This window comes from Lysinibacillus sp. NPDC092081 (assembly GCF_044755845.1).
In the GTDB taxonomy this organism is placed as follows: domain Bacteria; phylum Bacillota; class Bacilli; order Bacillales_A; family Planococcaceae; genus Lysinibacillus.
Genome location: NZ_JBIVRU010000002.1, coordinates 111,297 through 125,385, shown reverse-complemented (window position 1 = coordinate 125,385; position 14,089 = coordinate 111,297). Strand labels below are relative to the sequence as shown.

The window sequence follows — 14,089 nt, the reverse complement described above, 5'->3', positions numbered from 1 at the left end:
CAAGATGTTTTTTGTGTGAAAGTGCAGCGACAGCAACAATGTTTTATCTGTGCGAAAGTGAAGCGGTAGCACAAGATGTGTTTTGTGCGAAAGCGCAGCATTAGCAATAACAGGTGTACAATTGTGTCACTGTTATAAGTTGCATAGTGTTCACTTTTGAAATGAATAAAATTTATTAAAGTTCTACACTATTGCTGATTGGAGTGGAAGGCTACTCGACTCCCGTGGGAAAGCGAGACAGGCGAGACCCTGCACGAAGCGTAAGCGGAGGAAGCGGCTCGACGCTCGCCCACAGGAAAGCGAGTAGCCTGGAACGGAAATCAACCATCGTTTTGCTAAGAGCCATACCTTAATAGGACACTTTAATAGTTTTTCAACAACATGAAAGGAAGCAACCATAATTAAAAATGGTGCTTCCTTTTGTTATGTTACTTATTGAATTAATTCATCAACATTTACATATGACAAACCTTGAGAATCTGCAACAGCCTTGTAAACGAGATGGCCCTCTATAGTATTAACACCTTTTTTCAATGCAGCGTTTTCAACACATGCTTGTCTATAACCCTTATTAGCAATTTGAAGTGCATAAGGAATTGTATTATTTGTTAAAGCAATTGTTGATGTACGTGGTACAGCTCCTGGCATATTTGCTACTGCATAATGCACAACTCCATGTTTTACATAAGTTGGATTATCATGTGTCGTCACTCGATCAGATGATTCAAAAATACCGCCTTGGTCAATAGCGATATCGACTACGACAGAACCTGGTTGCATTGACTGAATCATTTCATCAGAAACAAGCTTTGGTGCTTTAGCTCCAGGAATTAAAACTGCCCCTACTACTAGATCTGAGTTTTTCACTGATTCTGCAATATTATAAGGATTGGACATTAATGTTTGAACATCACGGCCAAACAAATCTTCTAATTGACGTAAACGCTCTGGGCTTAAATCGATAACCGTTACATCAGCACCCATTCCGACAGCTATTTTTGCCGCATTTGTTCCAGCTATACCGCCACCGATCACTGTAACTTTACCGCGTGGTACACCTGATACGCCGCCTAGTAAAATACCTTTACCTTCATGATTTTTCTCTAAGAATTGTGCACCAATTTGTGTTGCCATTTTACCAGCAACTTCACTCATTGGTGTTAAAAGAGGTAAAGAACCATTTGCTAATTGCACCGTTTCATATGCAATGCCTACAACTTTTTTATTTAAAAGTGCCTGCGTTAATTCAAGCTCTGGCGCTAAATGTAAATAAGTAAATAAGATTTGACCTTCATAGAAGTAATCGTATTCTGATGCTACGGGTTCCTTTACTTTCATGATCATTTCTTGCGCCCATGCTTCTTTTGCTGCCTCAACAATATGAGCACCTGCAGCAACGTAGTCTGCATCTGTGAAGCTTGAACCTAAACCTGCTCCAGTTTCAATGTACACTTCATGGCCTGCATTTGTTAATGTAACAACCCCTGCTGGTGTCATGGCTACACGATTTTCATTGTTTTTAATCTCTTTTGGAATACCAATCTTCATCTTCCCTATCCCCTTCCATTACCTAAAAAATAAGCACATTTTGTTACATACTCCTCGATGTATTGATGCACCCCTTGCATTTCCATATTACCAAACATAAACAAAAAATGCTTTAATTAAAATAATAATAGATAAAATTCCTAATATTCTCATAATGATAAATATTTCGGTTTTATAGATCAAGAAGATGTTTCCTGGAAAATGCCACTTAAGTAACAAAAAATATGCTTGTATTAGTAATATTTATTTTGTTTGTGAATGTAAATGCCTTCACTTTTTCACATTTTTTCTTCCGGAAAGTATTTCCTTTAGAAAATCATTTGGTATAATCAACATATACAAATCAGGGAGGTAATTCAAATGGCTAATAAATATAAAAGCATTGTAGTAGCAGTAGACGGTTCAAAGGAAGCTGAATACGCTTTCCGTAAATCGATTGACGTAGCAAAACGTAACGACGGTGCTGTATTAAATTTAGTAAATGTTATTGACACACGCTCATTCGCAGCAATCGAAGCATACGACCGTTCAATTGCTGAGCGTGCTCAAGCATTCTCTGAAGAGCTATTAAATGGTTACAAAAAACAAGCTGAAGAAGAAGGCTTAACAAATGTTAACCTTGTAATTGAATACGGCTCACCAAAAAATATCATTACAAAAGAGCTTTCTAAAATTGTAGACGCAGACTTAATCATCTGTGGTGCAACTGGTCTAAATGCAGTAGAACGCTTCCTAATTGGTTCAGTATCTGAAGCAATTGTACGCTCTGCTAAATGTGACGTACTTGTAATCCGTACACCTGAAAATTAATTTTGTATTACATAAAAGGTATCCAATTTTGGATACCTTTTTCTTATTGTAGAAAAACCGTTATGTCAATGAGATTAAAGTGTTTTATTAAATAAGGTATGTCACTCCGGCAAAAACGAGAGGTTGATTTCCGTTCCGACTGGGCGCTTTGTTGCTGCCGCTACGCTTTACGAAAGCGAAGTGACAGCATATTTATGTGAAAACGTAGTGCTAAGTAGCTGCAACAACATATGTTTTTTGTGCAAAATCGAAGTATAGAAAAATAATCAAATCTATCCATTTATAATTTAGGATCTTTTTAGTTTTTTATTATAGTTAATACTATTTTGGATTTAGCTTTTCACCTATTCTATGGTGTGGAACCATTGATTTTAGCGTGAAGTGGAGACTCAGGGTGAAAATCAACAGGTGTTCATTGATACATACTTTATTATCGATAAAATAAAAGGTATCCTATTTTGGATACCTTTTTTACTTATTTTCCTTCTTGCCACATCTTCACTTTTTCAAAGAACATAGCAAGAGCTTGTTTATTTTGCATGTTTGGTACTTTTGCTAACAGTACCTCTTTTGGAGCTTTGAATTCCTTACCTTGCTTTTGTAAAATAACAATGCTCTTTTCAAGTGCTTTATTGGCGAACATTGTATCTGGCAATTGAATAATCGCTTGAATCCAAGCATGCTTTTGAATGTATTTATGCAGTTGTTTCGACTGCTCAGACTCGAAGAGATGAGTTGGTGCTAAGAAAAATAAGTAGCCTCCATCCTTCGTGTAATTAATGGACTGCTCAATAAATAAGTGATGTGCATAACTCATTCCTTCTGACGCGCATAGTTCATAATCTAATGCGACATCTTCATTCGGATAATACCCGACCGGTAAATCACAAACAACAGCATCTGCAGGATTTACTAATAAATCTTGTAAAGCATCTTGACGGAATAAGGCAACTGGCTGCTCTGTCAAATCAGCTGTAGCAGCAGCTATACGAATAAGTAGCTCATCAACCTCTACACCTGTAGCTTCTATTTTTTCGTCTAATAAATTCATAACTGTTAATAGTAAATTCCCTGTACCTACTGCTGGATCTAAAATAGAAATTTTTTCTGTTTCTAGACGCTCTGCAAATAGCTGTTCCACAAAATAACCAACTAATAATCCAAGAGTATCGGGTGTCATTTGGTGATTCGGCTGAGATCCTTTTCGCATCCCCTTTAAAACAGCAATTTGAATCGCTTTGCGCACATCTTCCTTTGTAGCACCGTCTTGTGAAAAATTAACTTCCTCATCTAGCCATGCCTCTAGGCCATCTAAAATACCCTCTAGCAATGTAATATTATGTTCTTTTTCTATCTTTTCAGCATGTTCATTTAGCATACCAAATAATTTTTCGATATTTTCCATACACAACTTCCTTTCACGCAGAAAAGAGCCGTGACAAAAACTTGTCACAGCCCCTTTGTCTAGTAATATCTTAGCCTAAAATCAATAAATTATGCTAGTGCTTTGACAGCTGCAATTGCGGCTTCATAGTTTGGATGGTCTGTTGCTTCAGGAACATATTCCACATATGTCACTTTGTCATTTGCGTCCACAACAAACACCGCACGTGTTAGAAGGCGTAATTCTTGGATGTAGACACCGTATGCTTCACCAAATGAAAGGTCACGGTGATCTGAAACTGTTTGAACAGCATCAATTCCTGCCGCACCACACCAACGTTTTTGAGCAAATGGAAGGTCAACAGAAACCGTATAAATAACTACATTGTCACCTAAGTTTGCTGCTTCTTCATTAAAACGACGTGTTTGTGCATCACAAACACCAGTATCTAATGATGGTACAACGCTAAATAAACGAATTTTTCCCTCTGAATCTTTTAATGTAACAGGTGATAGATCATTCGCTAATACAGTAAAGTCTGGTGCTTTGTCTCCAACTTTTACTTCGTTACCTACAAGTGTTACTGGGCCATTCTTAAATGTTACTTGTGCCATATAAACCCCTCCTAATCATCATATGTACATAATATTACTAAATGGAGGGAATTAATTGCAACTAAGACAGCTTATCAAAAATAGTTTTGATAAAATCTTATCGCGCATGTAGGTTGATTTCCGTTCCGGCTAGGCGCGTCCGATGAGCAGCCACGCTTGCGTTTCAGGGTTTCATCTATGACGCTAATTCCCAAGGTTATTTTCTAACTAACCATCAATTATTACTACTATCAACAAAAATAAAGGGCTGTCTCACTGAAATGAGACAGCTCTAGCCATTATTCTTCGTTTTTTTCCTCTAGCTTTTTGGGTTCTGGTTTTTCCTCTTGAGGTACAAATTCAGTCTTTTCCTCTTTAATTGGCAAAGATGGTTGCACAATATCTTTTTCAATATAAACTTTTTCATGAACGACTGTTGTATCCGCGAAATAATCATGTAGACCTTGATTGTTTGGTAAAATGCCTACAAGAATATAAAGTGGCATAAAAATGCTGTTGATGATCCGCCCTATCCAATCACGGAATAACACATCTGACCAAGTCAGCTTCTTATGCTTTAATGAAATAACACGTAATCCAAATATCATTTTCCCTAATGTTTGTCCAAAAAATTTCGTCATTAATACGAAATAACTGTAATAGAGAATAGCGGATATAATCGAAATTGGTGCATACCACACTGTTTCAGATAATGACCAATCCATTAAATAAAAAATTGGGTTAACGAGAATTCCACCTATAGCTGTAATCACGAATCCATCTAATAAAAATGCCCAAAAGCGTATCCAAAAGCCTGCCGTTTTTAACGCATAATTTTTTTTCGTAATTGGCTTATCTATTAGGAAATCATTCTCCATAAAGGGTGAACCTTGCATAACAATTTCATTGTTTGTCATTGTACTCCCTCCTTAGTTTTCGCCATATAAGTACATCATTTTTGGTGCTTTATAATCTGCCATAATTTTCGTCAGCATTTTTTCCTCTGCTGAAGGACCAAAGATTGATCCAATCTTCATCCCAACATATGATTGCCAGCCACCCTCATCATATGAATACTCGAATAATTCTGCGTCCTCTAAACCAAAGTCTTTACGCAGTGCAGCGATTGTTGCTTCCTCATCGCCAATTTCATCTACTAAGCCCGCTTCGAGAGCCTTCTTACCACTAAGAATTCGTCCATCGGCAACTTTTTTCACATTGGCTTCAGACATATTACGCCCTTTTGCAACAATATGAACGAATTCCTGATAAGTTTCATTAATCATGTCTTGCATCATAGCACGCTCTTCCGGTGTCACTTCACGCATTGGACTAAGCATATCTTTATGTTCACCAGATTTAAACGTTTCATATTTAATACCAACTTTTTCTGCTAACGCCTGATAATTAATAGATTGCATAATGACACCAATCGAACCTGTAATTGTATCACGTTGCGCAAATATTTTATCGGCAGGTGCTGAAATGTAATAACCACCTGAAGCTGCCATCGAATCCATAGAAACATAGATTGGAATTTGTCGCTCTTCTTTAATTTTCAAAAGTTTTTTATATATTTCTGCTGATTCCTTTACACCGCCACCTGGTGAATTAACACTTAAGACGATACCTTCCACAGTTTCGTCATTTAGAATATAATCTAATTGATCTAAGAAAAATTGATGATCATAAGAAACTGGTTGCCAGAATGTACCTGAGCCAACATCTTGAATCGTACCATTTACCTTTAAGTATGCAATACGTTTATCCATATCGCCACCTTCTTTAACCTCTTCCATTACCGTTAAGTCGTTTCCAGCCGTCAAGCTATCAAAACTACTAAAGAAATCCGATTTAAATATTGCAAAAATAGTGTTGATCCATAACGAGAATACTAATAACACACCTGCAATTATTAAAGCAGTCCACCTTTTAACATTCATGTTTTTCCGCCTCCTCATACGTTATACAATAGATATTCCAATTTGTTTCATACTTATTGCAATAATATGGCATATCACCATAACATGGGTTGATCTCTGTTCCGATTGGACTCTCAGGGTGCTTTTACCTTCGTCTCCTCTACTTGGCACACTCCATGGTTTAAATCTATGACGCTAATCCCTAAGGAGTGCCAAGACTCCAATTATACAAGTCACACGTTTAAACAAATGTCATTTCTAACTTTTGATGATGAGCCAATACTATGCAAAAGCTTCAACCTATTCAACCTATTCAACCTATACTACATTATCTAATATAAAAAAAAAAATCAAAGTTCATAAACTAAGCAGGAACTTTGATTTTCGACATTATTTCCTAGGAAATTAATGATGAATGATAGAATGGGTTTTCTCTTGTTCACGTAATTCGACACGACGAATTTTGCCTGATGCAGTCTTTGGTAGCTCAGTAACAAACTCAATTGCACGAGGATATTTATAAGGGGCTGTTAAAGTTTTCACATGGCTTTGTAGTTTTTTAATAAGCGATTCATCACCAACTTCTCCATCAGAGAGCACAACAAATGCCTTTACTACATTTCCACGAACTTCATCCGGACTCGCGACAACGGCAGTTTCTTTTACTGCTGGATGCTTCAATAACGCATCTTCTACCTCAAATGGGCCAATCGTATAGCCAGACGATATAATGACATCATCCCCACGTCCTTCAAACCAAAAATAGCCATCTTCATCTTTATATGCACGATCTCCGGTAATATACCATTCGCCTCTAAATTGTAGATTTGTACGTTCGGGATCGTTTAAATATTTTTTAAATAACGCGGGTGTTTCACAGTGTACAGCAATATCTCCAACTTCTCCGATTGCAACAGGATTTCCAAAATCATTGATAATTTCAACAGTATTACCCGGAGTAGGTTTACCCATTGAGCCCATTTTAGACTCCATTCCTACCATTGTACCAACAAGTAATGTATTCTCTGTTTGTCCATAACCATCTCGTACTTGTAAATTAAAGACCTCGGAAAATACTTTTATCACTTCACTATTTAAAGGTTCACCCGCTGACACAGCCTGACGTATTGTACTTAAATTGAAATCTCGTAAATTTTCAAGCCCCGCCATAAATCGATATTCGGTTGGCGTGCAACACAGAATATTAATATTGAATTTTTCAAGCAGTGCAAGGTATGTTGCCGCATCAAAGTGACCTTTGTAAACAAATGCTGTTGCACCGCTTCCTAAAGTTGCAAGGAACGGACTCCAAATCCATTTTTGCCAGCCAGGAGCTGCTGTAGCCCAAACAATGTCACCTTCTTGGACACCTAACCAATTTGGTGCAGTAGTTCGTAAGTGTGCGTAACCCCAGCCATGTGTATGTACCGCTGCCTTCGGATTGCCTGTTGTACCACTCGTATATGCTAAAAATGCAATGTCTGTACTCTTAGTTGGTGTAGAACTTATATAGGTTGTTGGTTGGTTTTGCATTTTTTCAAGCAATGCCTGCCAAGATCCATGTGCATGACCAATGACAAATTGCTGTAGTTCTTGTAAATTTTCCACATTATCAAATTGTTCAATATAAGGCTCAAATGCAATAACGCCTTTTGCATCGGCATGTTTGATTCGATATTCAATATCCTTCGTTCTCAGCATTTCTGAGCTAGGTATTATGGTTAAACCTGCCTTTAAGGCAGCAATATAGACGATATACGCTTCAACTGATCTCGGCAACATGACTAAAATAACATCACCTTTTTTTAAACCTTGAGATGTAAATACATGTGCTGCTTGATTCGCCTTTTCAAGTAAATCTGTATATGTTATGTACTGAACTTCCCCGTCTTCGTTATAAACTACTAATGCATTTTTGGTAGAATCCTGTACATGTTTTTCAATTTCCTCTGAAATGTTATACCATTCTGGTGCGATTAAATCTTCTCTTTTCATGGCAAATGCCCCCTTTTGTTACGCTCATTATAAAACTCAATTTTTATCATTTTCAATGAAATTCACTCTAATTCATTAAAGTCGTGACAACTATCATGCTCTGCTATATGGCATCAGTCACGTTTTGGTTCTATCATTTTCAGCGTGGTGTAATTGTTGCTGTCGCTTCGCTTTCGCACAGAAAATATTTGTTGCTGTCGCTTCGCTTTCGCATAGAAAATATTTGTTGCTGTCGCACAGAAAAAAATTCCCTATTGAACACGAATGAATAATATGGTACATTTTGGACAACTAAAAGCATGATTGCAGGGGGACTCATTTAGAGTTGAGAAGGTAAAACCTGACCCTTTGAACCTGTTAGTTAATACTGACGTAGGGAGCAATACACATCTAATTACTGATGAAGGGCTCTTTTACGTGTTTTTTCTACACGAAAAGAGCCTTTTTTGCACGCTTACGTCCATCCAACAAGGAGGACTTAAATTGGTATTTCATACTATCCGTAAACAAAATCCACTAATTCATTGCATTACTAATTATGTTGTGGCTAATTTTCAAGCAAATGGCCTATTAGCAATAGGCGCTTCTCCAGTCATGGCTGATGACAGTCATGAGGTTGAAGAAATGGTCGCAATTGCCTCAGGTTTATTGATAAATATTGGTACCCTTAATGAACGAATGAAAGAATCAATGTTACTTGCAGGAAAAAAAGCAAATGCTCTTGGCATTCCCGTTATTTTAGATCCTGTTGCTGCAGGTGCAACAACATACCGGAAACAAACAGTACAGCAATTACTGAAGGAAATAAAATTTGCGGCTATTCGTTGTAATATTGGAGAGCTTGCAGCTATTGCCAATGTAGAATGGCAACAAAAAGGCGTAGATAGTGGTAGTGGTTCCATTTCTTTAAAACTTGAGGCACAGCATGTAGCGCAACTCTACAATTGTATTGTGATTGTGACCGGCGAAAAGGATTTTATTACTGATGGTGAACATCAGCAATGGGTTACGGGTGGAAATGCTCAAATGACAGAAGTTACTGGAACAGGTTGCTTATTGAGTGCAATTTGTTGTGCCTCCTACTCTTTAGGAAATAAACCATTTGACCAATTGGTAGAAACTTTATTGCTTTATAAAAAAGTGGCAGTGCAAGCCGCTTCTTCTACTCAATACATTGGCGATTTTCAAATTGCAGTATTGAATGAACTGCATCGTCTTTCAAAGGATGGTGAAGAATGATGCAAATTGTAACGACAATTGCTGGTTCAGATAGTGGTGGTGGTGCAGGCATACAGGCTGATTTAAAAACATTTCAGGAATTAAAGGTGTTTGGAACGTCTGTCATTACAGCTTTAACGGCCCAGAACACACTTGGTGTATCGGATGTCTTACCAATTGAAGTTAGCTTTGTTGAAAAACAACTTCAAGCGCTGGTCGAGGATTTTTCTATAAGTGCTGTTAAAACCGGAATGCTGTTTTCCTCCGATATAATCCAATCAATTGCACAGATTTTAGCCGAAGTAAAAATTCCGCTTATTGTAGATCCTGTCATGATTGCAAAAGGTGGCGAAAGCTTGTTACAGCAAGAAGCAATTGAGGCATTACGTAGTTATTTGCTACCTTTAGCAACAATTGTAACACCGAATATTCCTGAAGCAGAAACCCTTTCTGGCAGGAAAATCAATTCTTTAGCAGATATTAAAGAAGTAGCTCAGGCCTTATTACAAATGGGCGTTCAGTGCGTCATTATTAAAGGTGGTCATTTAGAGGATAAATGTTATGCTACTGATTATGTATTTTTTCAGGATGGTCGGTCATTTTCCATGCAGTCCACTCGTTTTGCAACAAAAAATACGCATGGTACAGGCTGTACGTTTTCCGCTGCATTAACTGCTTTTCTTGGTCGTGGGCTACCTATAGAGAAAGCAATTGAGGAAGCTAAGAAATTTATTCAATTAGCAATAACGCATGATTTATTTATAGGTAATGGCCATGGTCCAACAAATCATTTTGCCTATCAAAACTATAAGGATTCCTGCGAGGTAATCATTCATGAAACATGACGATCTACAGCTATATTTTATTATGGGTACAGGTAATGTTTTAAACCAGGATCCAATAAATGTTTTAGAGAAAGCTCTGCAATCTGGAATTACTATGTTTCAATATCGTGAAAAAGGGTCAAATTTACTAACTGGGGAAGCCTATGAAAATTTTGCTCGCAAATGTCAAAAGCTCTGTCAGCAGTATAATGTTCCGTTTATCATCAACGATGATGTAGAATTAGCTATAAAACTTAGAGCGGATGGTGTTCATATTGGACAAGAGGATTTTCCTGTATCGATGGCACGTAAAAAAATTGGCAACATGATTCTAGGTGTTTCTGTTCACTCACAAGCTGAATTACAAACTGCTCTACAATACGGTGCTGACTATGTAGGAATTGGTCCGATTTTTTCAACCACATCTAAAAGCGACGCCAAACCACCTAGTGGAACTGATTTTTTACAGCAAGTTCGGAGACAATATCCGGAGCTCCCCATCGTTGCCATTGGAGGCATAAATTGCTCGAATGCACATACGGTATTTAAAGCAGGTGCGGATGGAATAGCAGTTATTTCTGCCATTTGCGAAAGTGAAGATATTTCTAATACAGTCTCTACATTTAAATCATTTGTAGGATAAAGTCTATTTCTTTGCTCTCATTGAATTGAAATGGGAGGACCTAACGCTTCTCTTTTGATATAGATAAATTACTGCCCGTTAATACGGGATAAAGTGAAACTTTAATCAGTGGGGGTCTTTACCCCACTAATTATTAGTCTTCACCAATCGGGTATTTACGGGCAGTTAGCCCCACCTATTTTTTTGCTCTCATTGAATTGAAATGGGAGGACTTGACGCTTCTCTTTTGATATAGATGAATTACTGCCCGTTAATACGGGATAAAAAATAAACAATTTAAACAAACTAAAACCAGTGCCTTTTACGGTCACTGGTTTTAATTTTAAGCAATTATTGGTTGCTGTTTGGCATGCCTTTTAATTGAGATTCTGCCATTTGTACAAGACGTTTAGTGATTTCACCGCCAACGGAACCGTTAGCACGAGCTGAAGCGTCAGCTCCTAATTGAACACCAAATTCTTGTGCAATTTCGTATTTCATTTGATCTAGCGCTTGTTGTACACCAGGTACTGCAAGCTGGTTTGAACTGCGGTTTGTGTTGTTCGCCATGTGTCTCACCTCCTTGTGAATATAGAATGTGCGATATTAGATTTTTAATACAAAAATTTTATCGGTAAATTATACCTGTAAAGGAAATGAACAAAAAAGCCGACTCAAGACTTTTGAGTCGGCTCGTTAGCTTAAGAAATCGCAAGTTTCTTCTATAAAAGATCTGCAAATTTATCGGCTTCTTGCTCTTTTTTCGGGAAAATATAGACTTCACGGTTTTTCACTGCTCGTTCGATTAGTTCATCAAAATCCGAGAAGCTTTCATAGTGCTCAACCTTTTCAAGCTTAGGCTTTGTTTTTGGACTTGCTGGAGTAAAAATTGTACAGCAGTCTTCGAATGGCTGGATAGACGTTTCGTATGTGCCTATTTTCTCTGCAATATCGATAATTTCTAATTTATCTGATGAGATTAATGGACGTAAAATTGGTGTATTAGTTACGGCATTAATAGCTGTTAGACTTTCAAGAGTTTGACTCGCTACTTGTCCAAGACTTTCACCTGTTACTATAGCTAGTGCACCAATTTCTTCACGTACTTTGTCAGCAACTTTTAGCATCATACGACGAGTTGTTGTCATCGATACATTAGAAGGTACTTTTTCTTTAATAAGAACTTGAATTTCAGTAAAAGGAATTACATGTAAACGTATACTAGCTCCAAATTTCGTTAATTCATTAGCAAGCACCTTTACCTTTTCCAATGAATTTTGGCTTGTGTACGGTGGGCTGAAGAAGTGAATCGCCTCTAAGCGCACTCCTCGTTTCATCATTAAATAACCCGCGACAGGACTATCTATACCGCCAGAAAGCATTAATAATGATTTACCATTGGAACCTACAGGCATTCCACCTGCACCCGGAATAACTTGTGCCATCATATATGTTGCATCATGTCGCACCTCTACACGAAGTTCGATATCAGGCTTCTTCACCTTTACTGATAAATTTTGATATTGTGGTAATACATAACCACCAATTTCACGTTGAATGGCATGTGATTCTAACGGAAATGTTTTATCTGTTCGCTTTACTTCTACTTTAAAAGTAAGCTGCTCATTTTTAAATGTATCCATAATTGTTATGGCAAGTTTTTTCATGGCATCGATGTCTTTTTCACATGCTGCCACTGGACTAAATGATTGGATACCAAAAATTTTAGGTAATCCTTTTAATAGCTCGTCCATTTGTGTTTCATTTTGAATGGCTATAAACATACGATCGCGCTCTGTACGGATGTGTAAATGTCCTAAATCAGCAAACGCATGACGAATGTTCTCTCGTAAGCGACGAATAAAATCCATCTTGTTACGACCTTTTGTAGAAAGCTCTCCATATCGAATTAAAATTTCTTTCCAAATCATGATTTAAATTCTCCTTTAAGTTCCATCAATACTTCATCTAATACTTGTTTAAACTTTACTATATCTTCATTTGTTACATGCGCTCCAAAACTTATACGAATAACACCCTTTTTAAAATGCTCATCGATATTTAGCGCTTCAACAACATGGCTTGTTTTTGTCTGTTTCGATGAACAAGCACTCGATGTCGAGACAATTACATTGCGTTTTTGCAATGCATTTATAACGACTTCACCTTTTAAATCACGAATACTAAAAGATAAAATATGCGCCGCTCCTTGTGGCGTTGATAAAATATGCACTACATCCCCATATCCACGTAATTGCGTGCATATTTCTTCATACCATTGTCGGTATTTTTTTCCACGGTCATTCATCGTCTCGACTGCTATTCGGGCTGCTTTGGATAAGGCCACAGCTTGCGGTACAGCTACTGTTCCACTACGTAAACCAAACTCCTGTCCTCCACCAAGTGCATACGGTTGCCATTTCATTTTTTTACGGAATGCTAGTACACCTGAACCCTTAAAGCCATGAATTTTATGGCCAGAAATTGAAATACAGTCTGGTCCCTCGTCATCGTTAAATGATATCGGTAACTTTCCAAAGCTTTGTACAGCATCAACGTGAAAAGCTGCACGACTCGATTCATGAATAATTTTTGCAGCTTCAAAAATTGGTTGGATAGCACCCATTTCATTATTTACATGCATCATACTTACTAAAATGGTATCGTTGCGCACTTTTGTGCGAAGCTCCTCTAAAGAAATGACTCCATTTTTATCTGCTTGCAAGTATTCTACATCAAAACCCTCTTGCTCAAGTTGCTTAACAGATTCTAGAACAGATGGATGCTCAATTTCAGTTGTTAAAATATGATTTCCTTTATGTGTATTGCTACGTGCTAAACCAAATATAGCCGTGTTATTGGATTCAGTACCACCTGACGTAAATAGCACATTTTTTGCTTCTGTCTGCAAAATATCTGCTACTTGCTCACGTGCACGCATTAATAATTCGTTTGATTCAACACCCATTGCATGAATGGAAGCAGGATTGGCATAATACTGCTCATTCACTGCCATAAATGCTTGCATAACCTCTTTTAAAGGTTTTGTTGTTGCACTGTTGTCTAAATAGATTGTATTAACTTCCATTAATATTCACACACTTTCAAAACGTTGATTTAACGGTATTTATCATAACGCAATCTTCAGCAATTGACTACTAACTTTAACAATT

Annotated in this window: 13 protein-coding genes and 1 riboswitch; of the genes, 4 read left to right on the top strand and 9 right to left on the bottom strand. The window is 37.4% G+C overall.

Annotated features, from left to right (window positions below):
- Positions 1 to 432 precede the first annotated feature (432 nt).
- Positions 433 to 1,548 (bottom strand): alanine dehydrogenase, encoded by a 1,116-nt coding sequence (gene ald, locus ACIQLB_RS05395; protein ID WP_400722020.1) that lies wholly within the window; start codon positions 1,546 to 1,548, stop codon positions 433 to 435.
- A 360-nt stretch (positions 1,549 to 1,908) separates the two neighbouring features.
- On the opposite strand from ald, the gene ACIQLB_RS05390 reads away from it, so the two are divergent.
- Positions 1,909 to 2,358, top strand: coding sequence for a universal stress protein (locus ACIQLB_RS05390; RefSeq protein ID WP_323649118.1), 450 nt, complete (start codon positions 1,909 to 1,911; stop codon positions 2,356 to 2,358).
- A gap of 475 nt (positions 2,359 to 2,833) precedes the next feature.
- Here the strand turns inward: ACIQLB_RS05390 and ACIQLB_RS05385 are convergent, their stop codons facing one another.
- The 5 genes from ACIQLB_RS05385 to mbcS form a co-directional block, all read right to left on the bottom strand.
- The gene (locus ACIQLB_RS05385) at positions 2,834 to 3,763 is read right to left on the bottom strand and encodes a class I SAM-dependent methyltransferase (protein WP_400722016.1); all 930 of its coding nucleotides are present in this window, start codon (positions 3,761 to 3,763) and stop codon (positions 2,834 to 2,836) included.
- Positions 3,764 to 3,852: 89 nt separating this feature from the next.
- Positions 3,853 to 4,356: a thiol peroxidase gene (gene tpx / locus ACIQLB_RS05380; RefSeq protein WP_337989065.1), complete on the bottom strand. Its 504-nt coding sequence runs from the start codon at positions 4,354 to 4,356 to the stop codon at positions 3,853 to 3,855.
- Positions 4,357 to 4,634: 278 nt separating this feature from the next.
- Positions 4,635 to 5,252, bottom strand: coding sequence for an RDD family protein (locus ACIQLB_RS05375; RefSeq protein WP_400722013.1), 618 nt, complete (start codon positions 5,250 to 5,252; stop codon positions 4,635 to 4,637).
- A gap of 12 nt (positions 5,253 to 5,264) precedes the next feature.
- A complete protein-coding gene (gene sppA / locus ACIQLB_RS05370; protein WP_400722011.1) occupies positions 5,265 to 6,278 on the bottom strand; it encodes a signal peptide peptidase SppA in 1,014 nt (337 codons plus the stop codon).
- Positions 6,279 to 6,662: 384 nt separating this feature from the next.
- On the bottom strand, positions 6,663 to 8,252 hold the full coding sequence (gene mbcS, locus ACIQLB_RS05365) for an acyl-CoA synthetase MbcS (RefSeq protein WP_400722008.1): 1,590 nt from the start codon (positions 8,250 to 8,252) through the stop codon (positions 6,663 to 6,665).
- A gap of 297 nt (positions 8,253 to 8,549) precedes the next feature.
- Positions 8,550 to 8,648: riboswitch (TPP riboswitch) on the top strand.
- A gap of 87 nt (positions 8,649 to 8,735) precedes the next feature.
- On the opposite strand from mbcS, the gene thiM reads away from it, so the two are divergent.
- The 3 genes from thiM to thiE are packed head-to-tail and all read left to right on the top strand — an operon-like array spanning position 8,736 to position 10,937.
- The gene (gene thiM / locus ACIQLB_RS05360) at positions 8,736 to 9,491 is read left to right on the top strand and encodes a hydroxyethylthiazole kinase (protein WP_400722005.1); all 756 of its coding nucleotides are present in this window, start codon (positions 8,736 to 8,738) and stop codon (positions 9,489 to 9,491) included.
- Entirely contained in the window at positions 9,491 to 10,315 is an 825-nt protein-coding gene (thiD, locus tag ACIQLB_RS05355; RefSeq protein ID WP_400723067.1) for a bifunctional hydroxymethylpyrimidine kinase/phosphomethylpyrimidine kinase, read from the top strand. Before thiM ends, thiD begins: the two co-directional genes overlap by 1 nt.
- Positions 10,305 to 10,937 carry a thiamine phosphate synthase gene (thiE, locus tag ACIQLB_RS05350; protein ID WP_400722002.1) on the top strand — a complete coding sequence of 211 codons (633 nt, stop codon included), beginning with the start codon at positions 10,305 to 10,307 and terminating at the stop codon, positions 10,935 to 10,937. The genes thiD and thiE overlap by 11 nt, the downstream gene beginning before the upstream one ends.
- Before the next feature lie 330 nt (positions 10,938 to 11,267).
- Here the strand turns inward: thiE and ACIQLB_RS05345 are convergent, their stop codons facing one another.
- The 3 genes from ACIQLB_RS05345 to ACIQLB_RS05335 form a co-directional block, all read right to left on the bottom strand.
- Positions 11,268 to 11,486 carry an alpha/beta-type small acid-soluble spore protein gene (locus tag ACIQLB_RS05345; RefSeq protein ID WP_053484999.1) on the bottom strand — a complete coding sequence of 73 codons (219 nt, stop codon included), beginning with the start codon at positions 11,484 to 11,486 and terminating at the stop codon, positions 11,268 to 11,270.
- A 152-nt stretch (positions 11,487 to 11,638) separates the two neighbouring features.
- Positions 11,639 to 12,847 carry a tRNA uracil 4-sulfurtransferase ThiI gene (thiI, locus tag ACIQLB_RS05340; RefSeq protein WP_400721998.1) on the bottom strand — a complete coding sequence of 403 codons (1,209 nt, stop codon included), beginning with the start codon at positions 12,845 to 12,847 and terminating at the stop codon, positions 11,639 to 11,641.
- Entirely contained in the window at positions 12,844 to 14,004 is a 1,161-nt protein-coding gene (locus tag ACIQLB_RS05335; RefSeq protein ID WP_400721995.1) for a cysteine desulfurase family protein, read from the bottom strand. Before ACIQLB_RS05335 ends, thiI begins: the two co-directional genes overlap by 4 nt.
- Positions 14,005 to 14,089 lie beyond the last annotated feature (85 nt).

Bases quoted from the DNA above. Each gene is read 5' to 3' on its own strand.
- sppA (WP_400722011.1), bottom strand. From the start codon at position 6,278: ATGAATGTTAAAAGGTGGACTGCTTTAATAATTGCAGGTGTGTTATTA.
- thiE (WP_400722002.1), top strand. From the start codon at position 10,305: ATGAAACATGACGATCTACAGCTATATTTTATTATGGGTACAGGTAAT.
- thiI (WP_400721998.1), bottom strand. From the start codon at position 12,847: ATGATTTGGAAAGAAATTTTAATTCGATATGGAGAGCTTTCTACAAAA.
- ACIQLB_RS05385 (WP_400722016.1), bottom strand. From the start codon at position 3,763: ATGGAAAATATCGAAAAATTATTTGGTATGCTAAATGAACATGCTGAA.
- ACIQLB_RS05335 (WP_400721995.1), bottom strand. From the start codon at position 14,004: ATGGAAGTTAATACAATCTATTTAGACAACAGTGCAACAACAAAACCT.
- ald (WP_400722020.1), bottom strand. From the start codon at position 1,548: ATGAAGATTGGTATTCCAAAAGAGATTAAAAACAATGAAAATCGTGTA.
- tpx (WP_337989065.1), bottom strand. From the start codon at position 4,356: ATGGCACAAGTAACATTTAAGAATGGCCCAGTAACACTTGTAGGTAAC.
- ACIQLB_RS05345 (WP_053484999.1), bottom strand. From the start codon at position 11,486: ATGGCGAACAACACAAACCGCAGTTCAAACCAGCTTGCAGTACCTGGT.
- thiD (WP_400723067.1), top strand. From the start codon at position 9,491: ATGCAAATTGTAACGACAATTGCTGGTTCAGATAGTGGTGGTGGTGCA.
- mbcS (WP_400722008.1), bottom strand. From the start codon at position 8,252: ATGAAAAGAGAAGATTTAATCGCACCAGAATGGTATAACATTTCAGAG.
- ACIQLB_RS05375 (WP_400722013.1), bottom strand. From the start codon at position 5,252: ATGACAAACAATGAAATTGTTATGCAAGGTTCACCCTTTATGGAGAAT.
- ACIQLB_RS05390 (WP_323649118.1), top strand. From the start codon at position 1,909: ATGGCTAATAAATATAAAAGCATTGTAGTAGCAGTAGACGGTTCAAAG.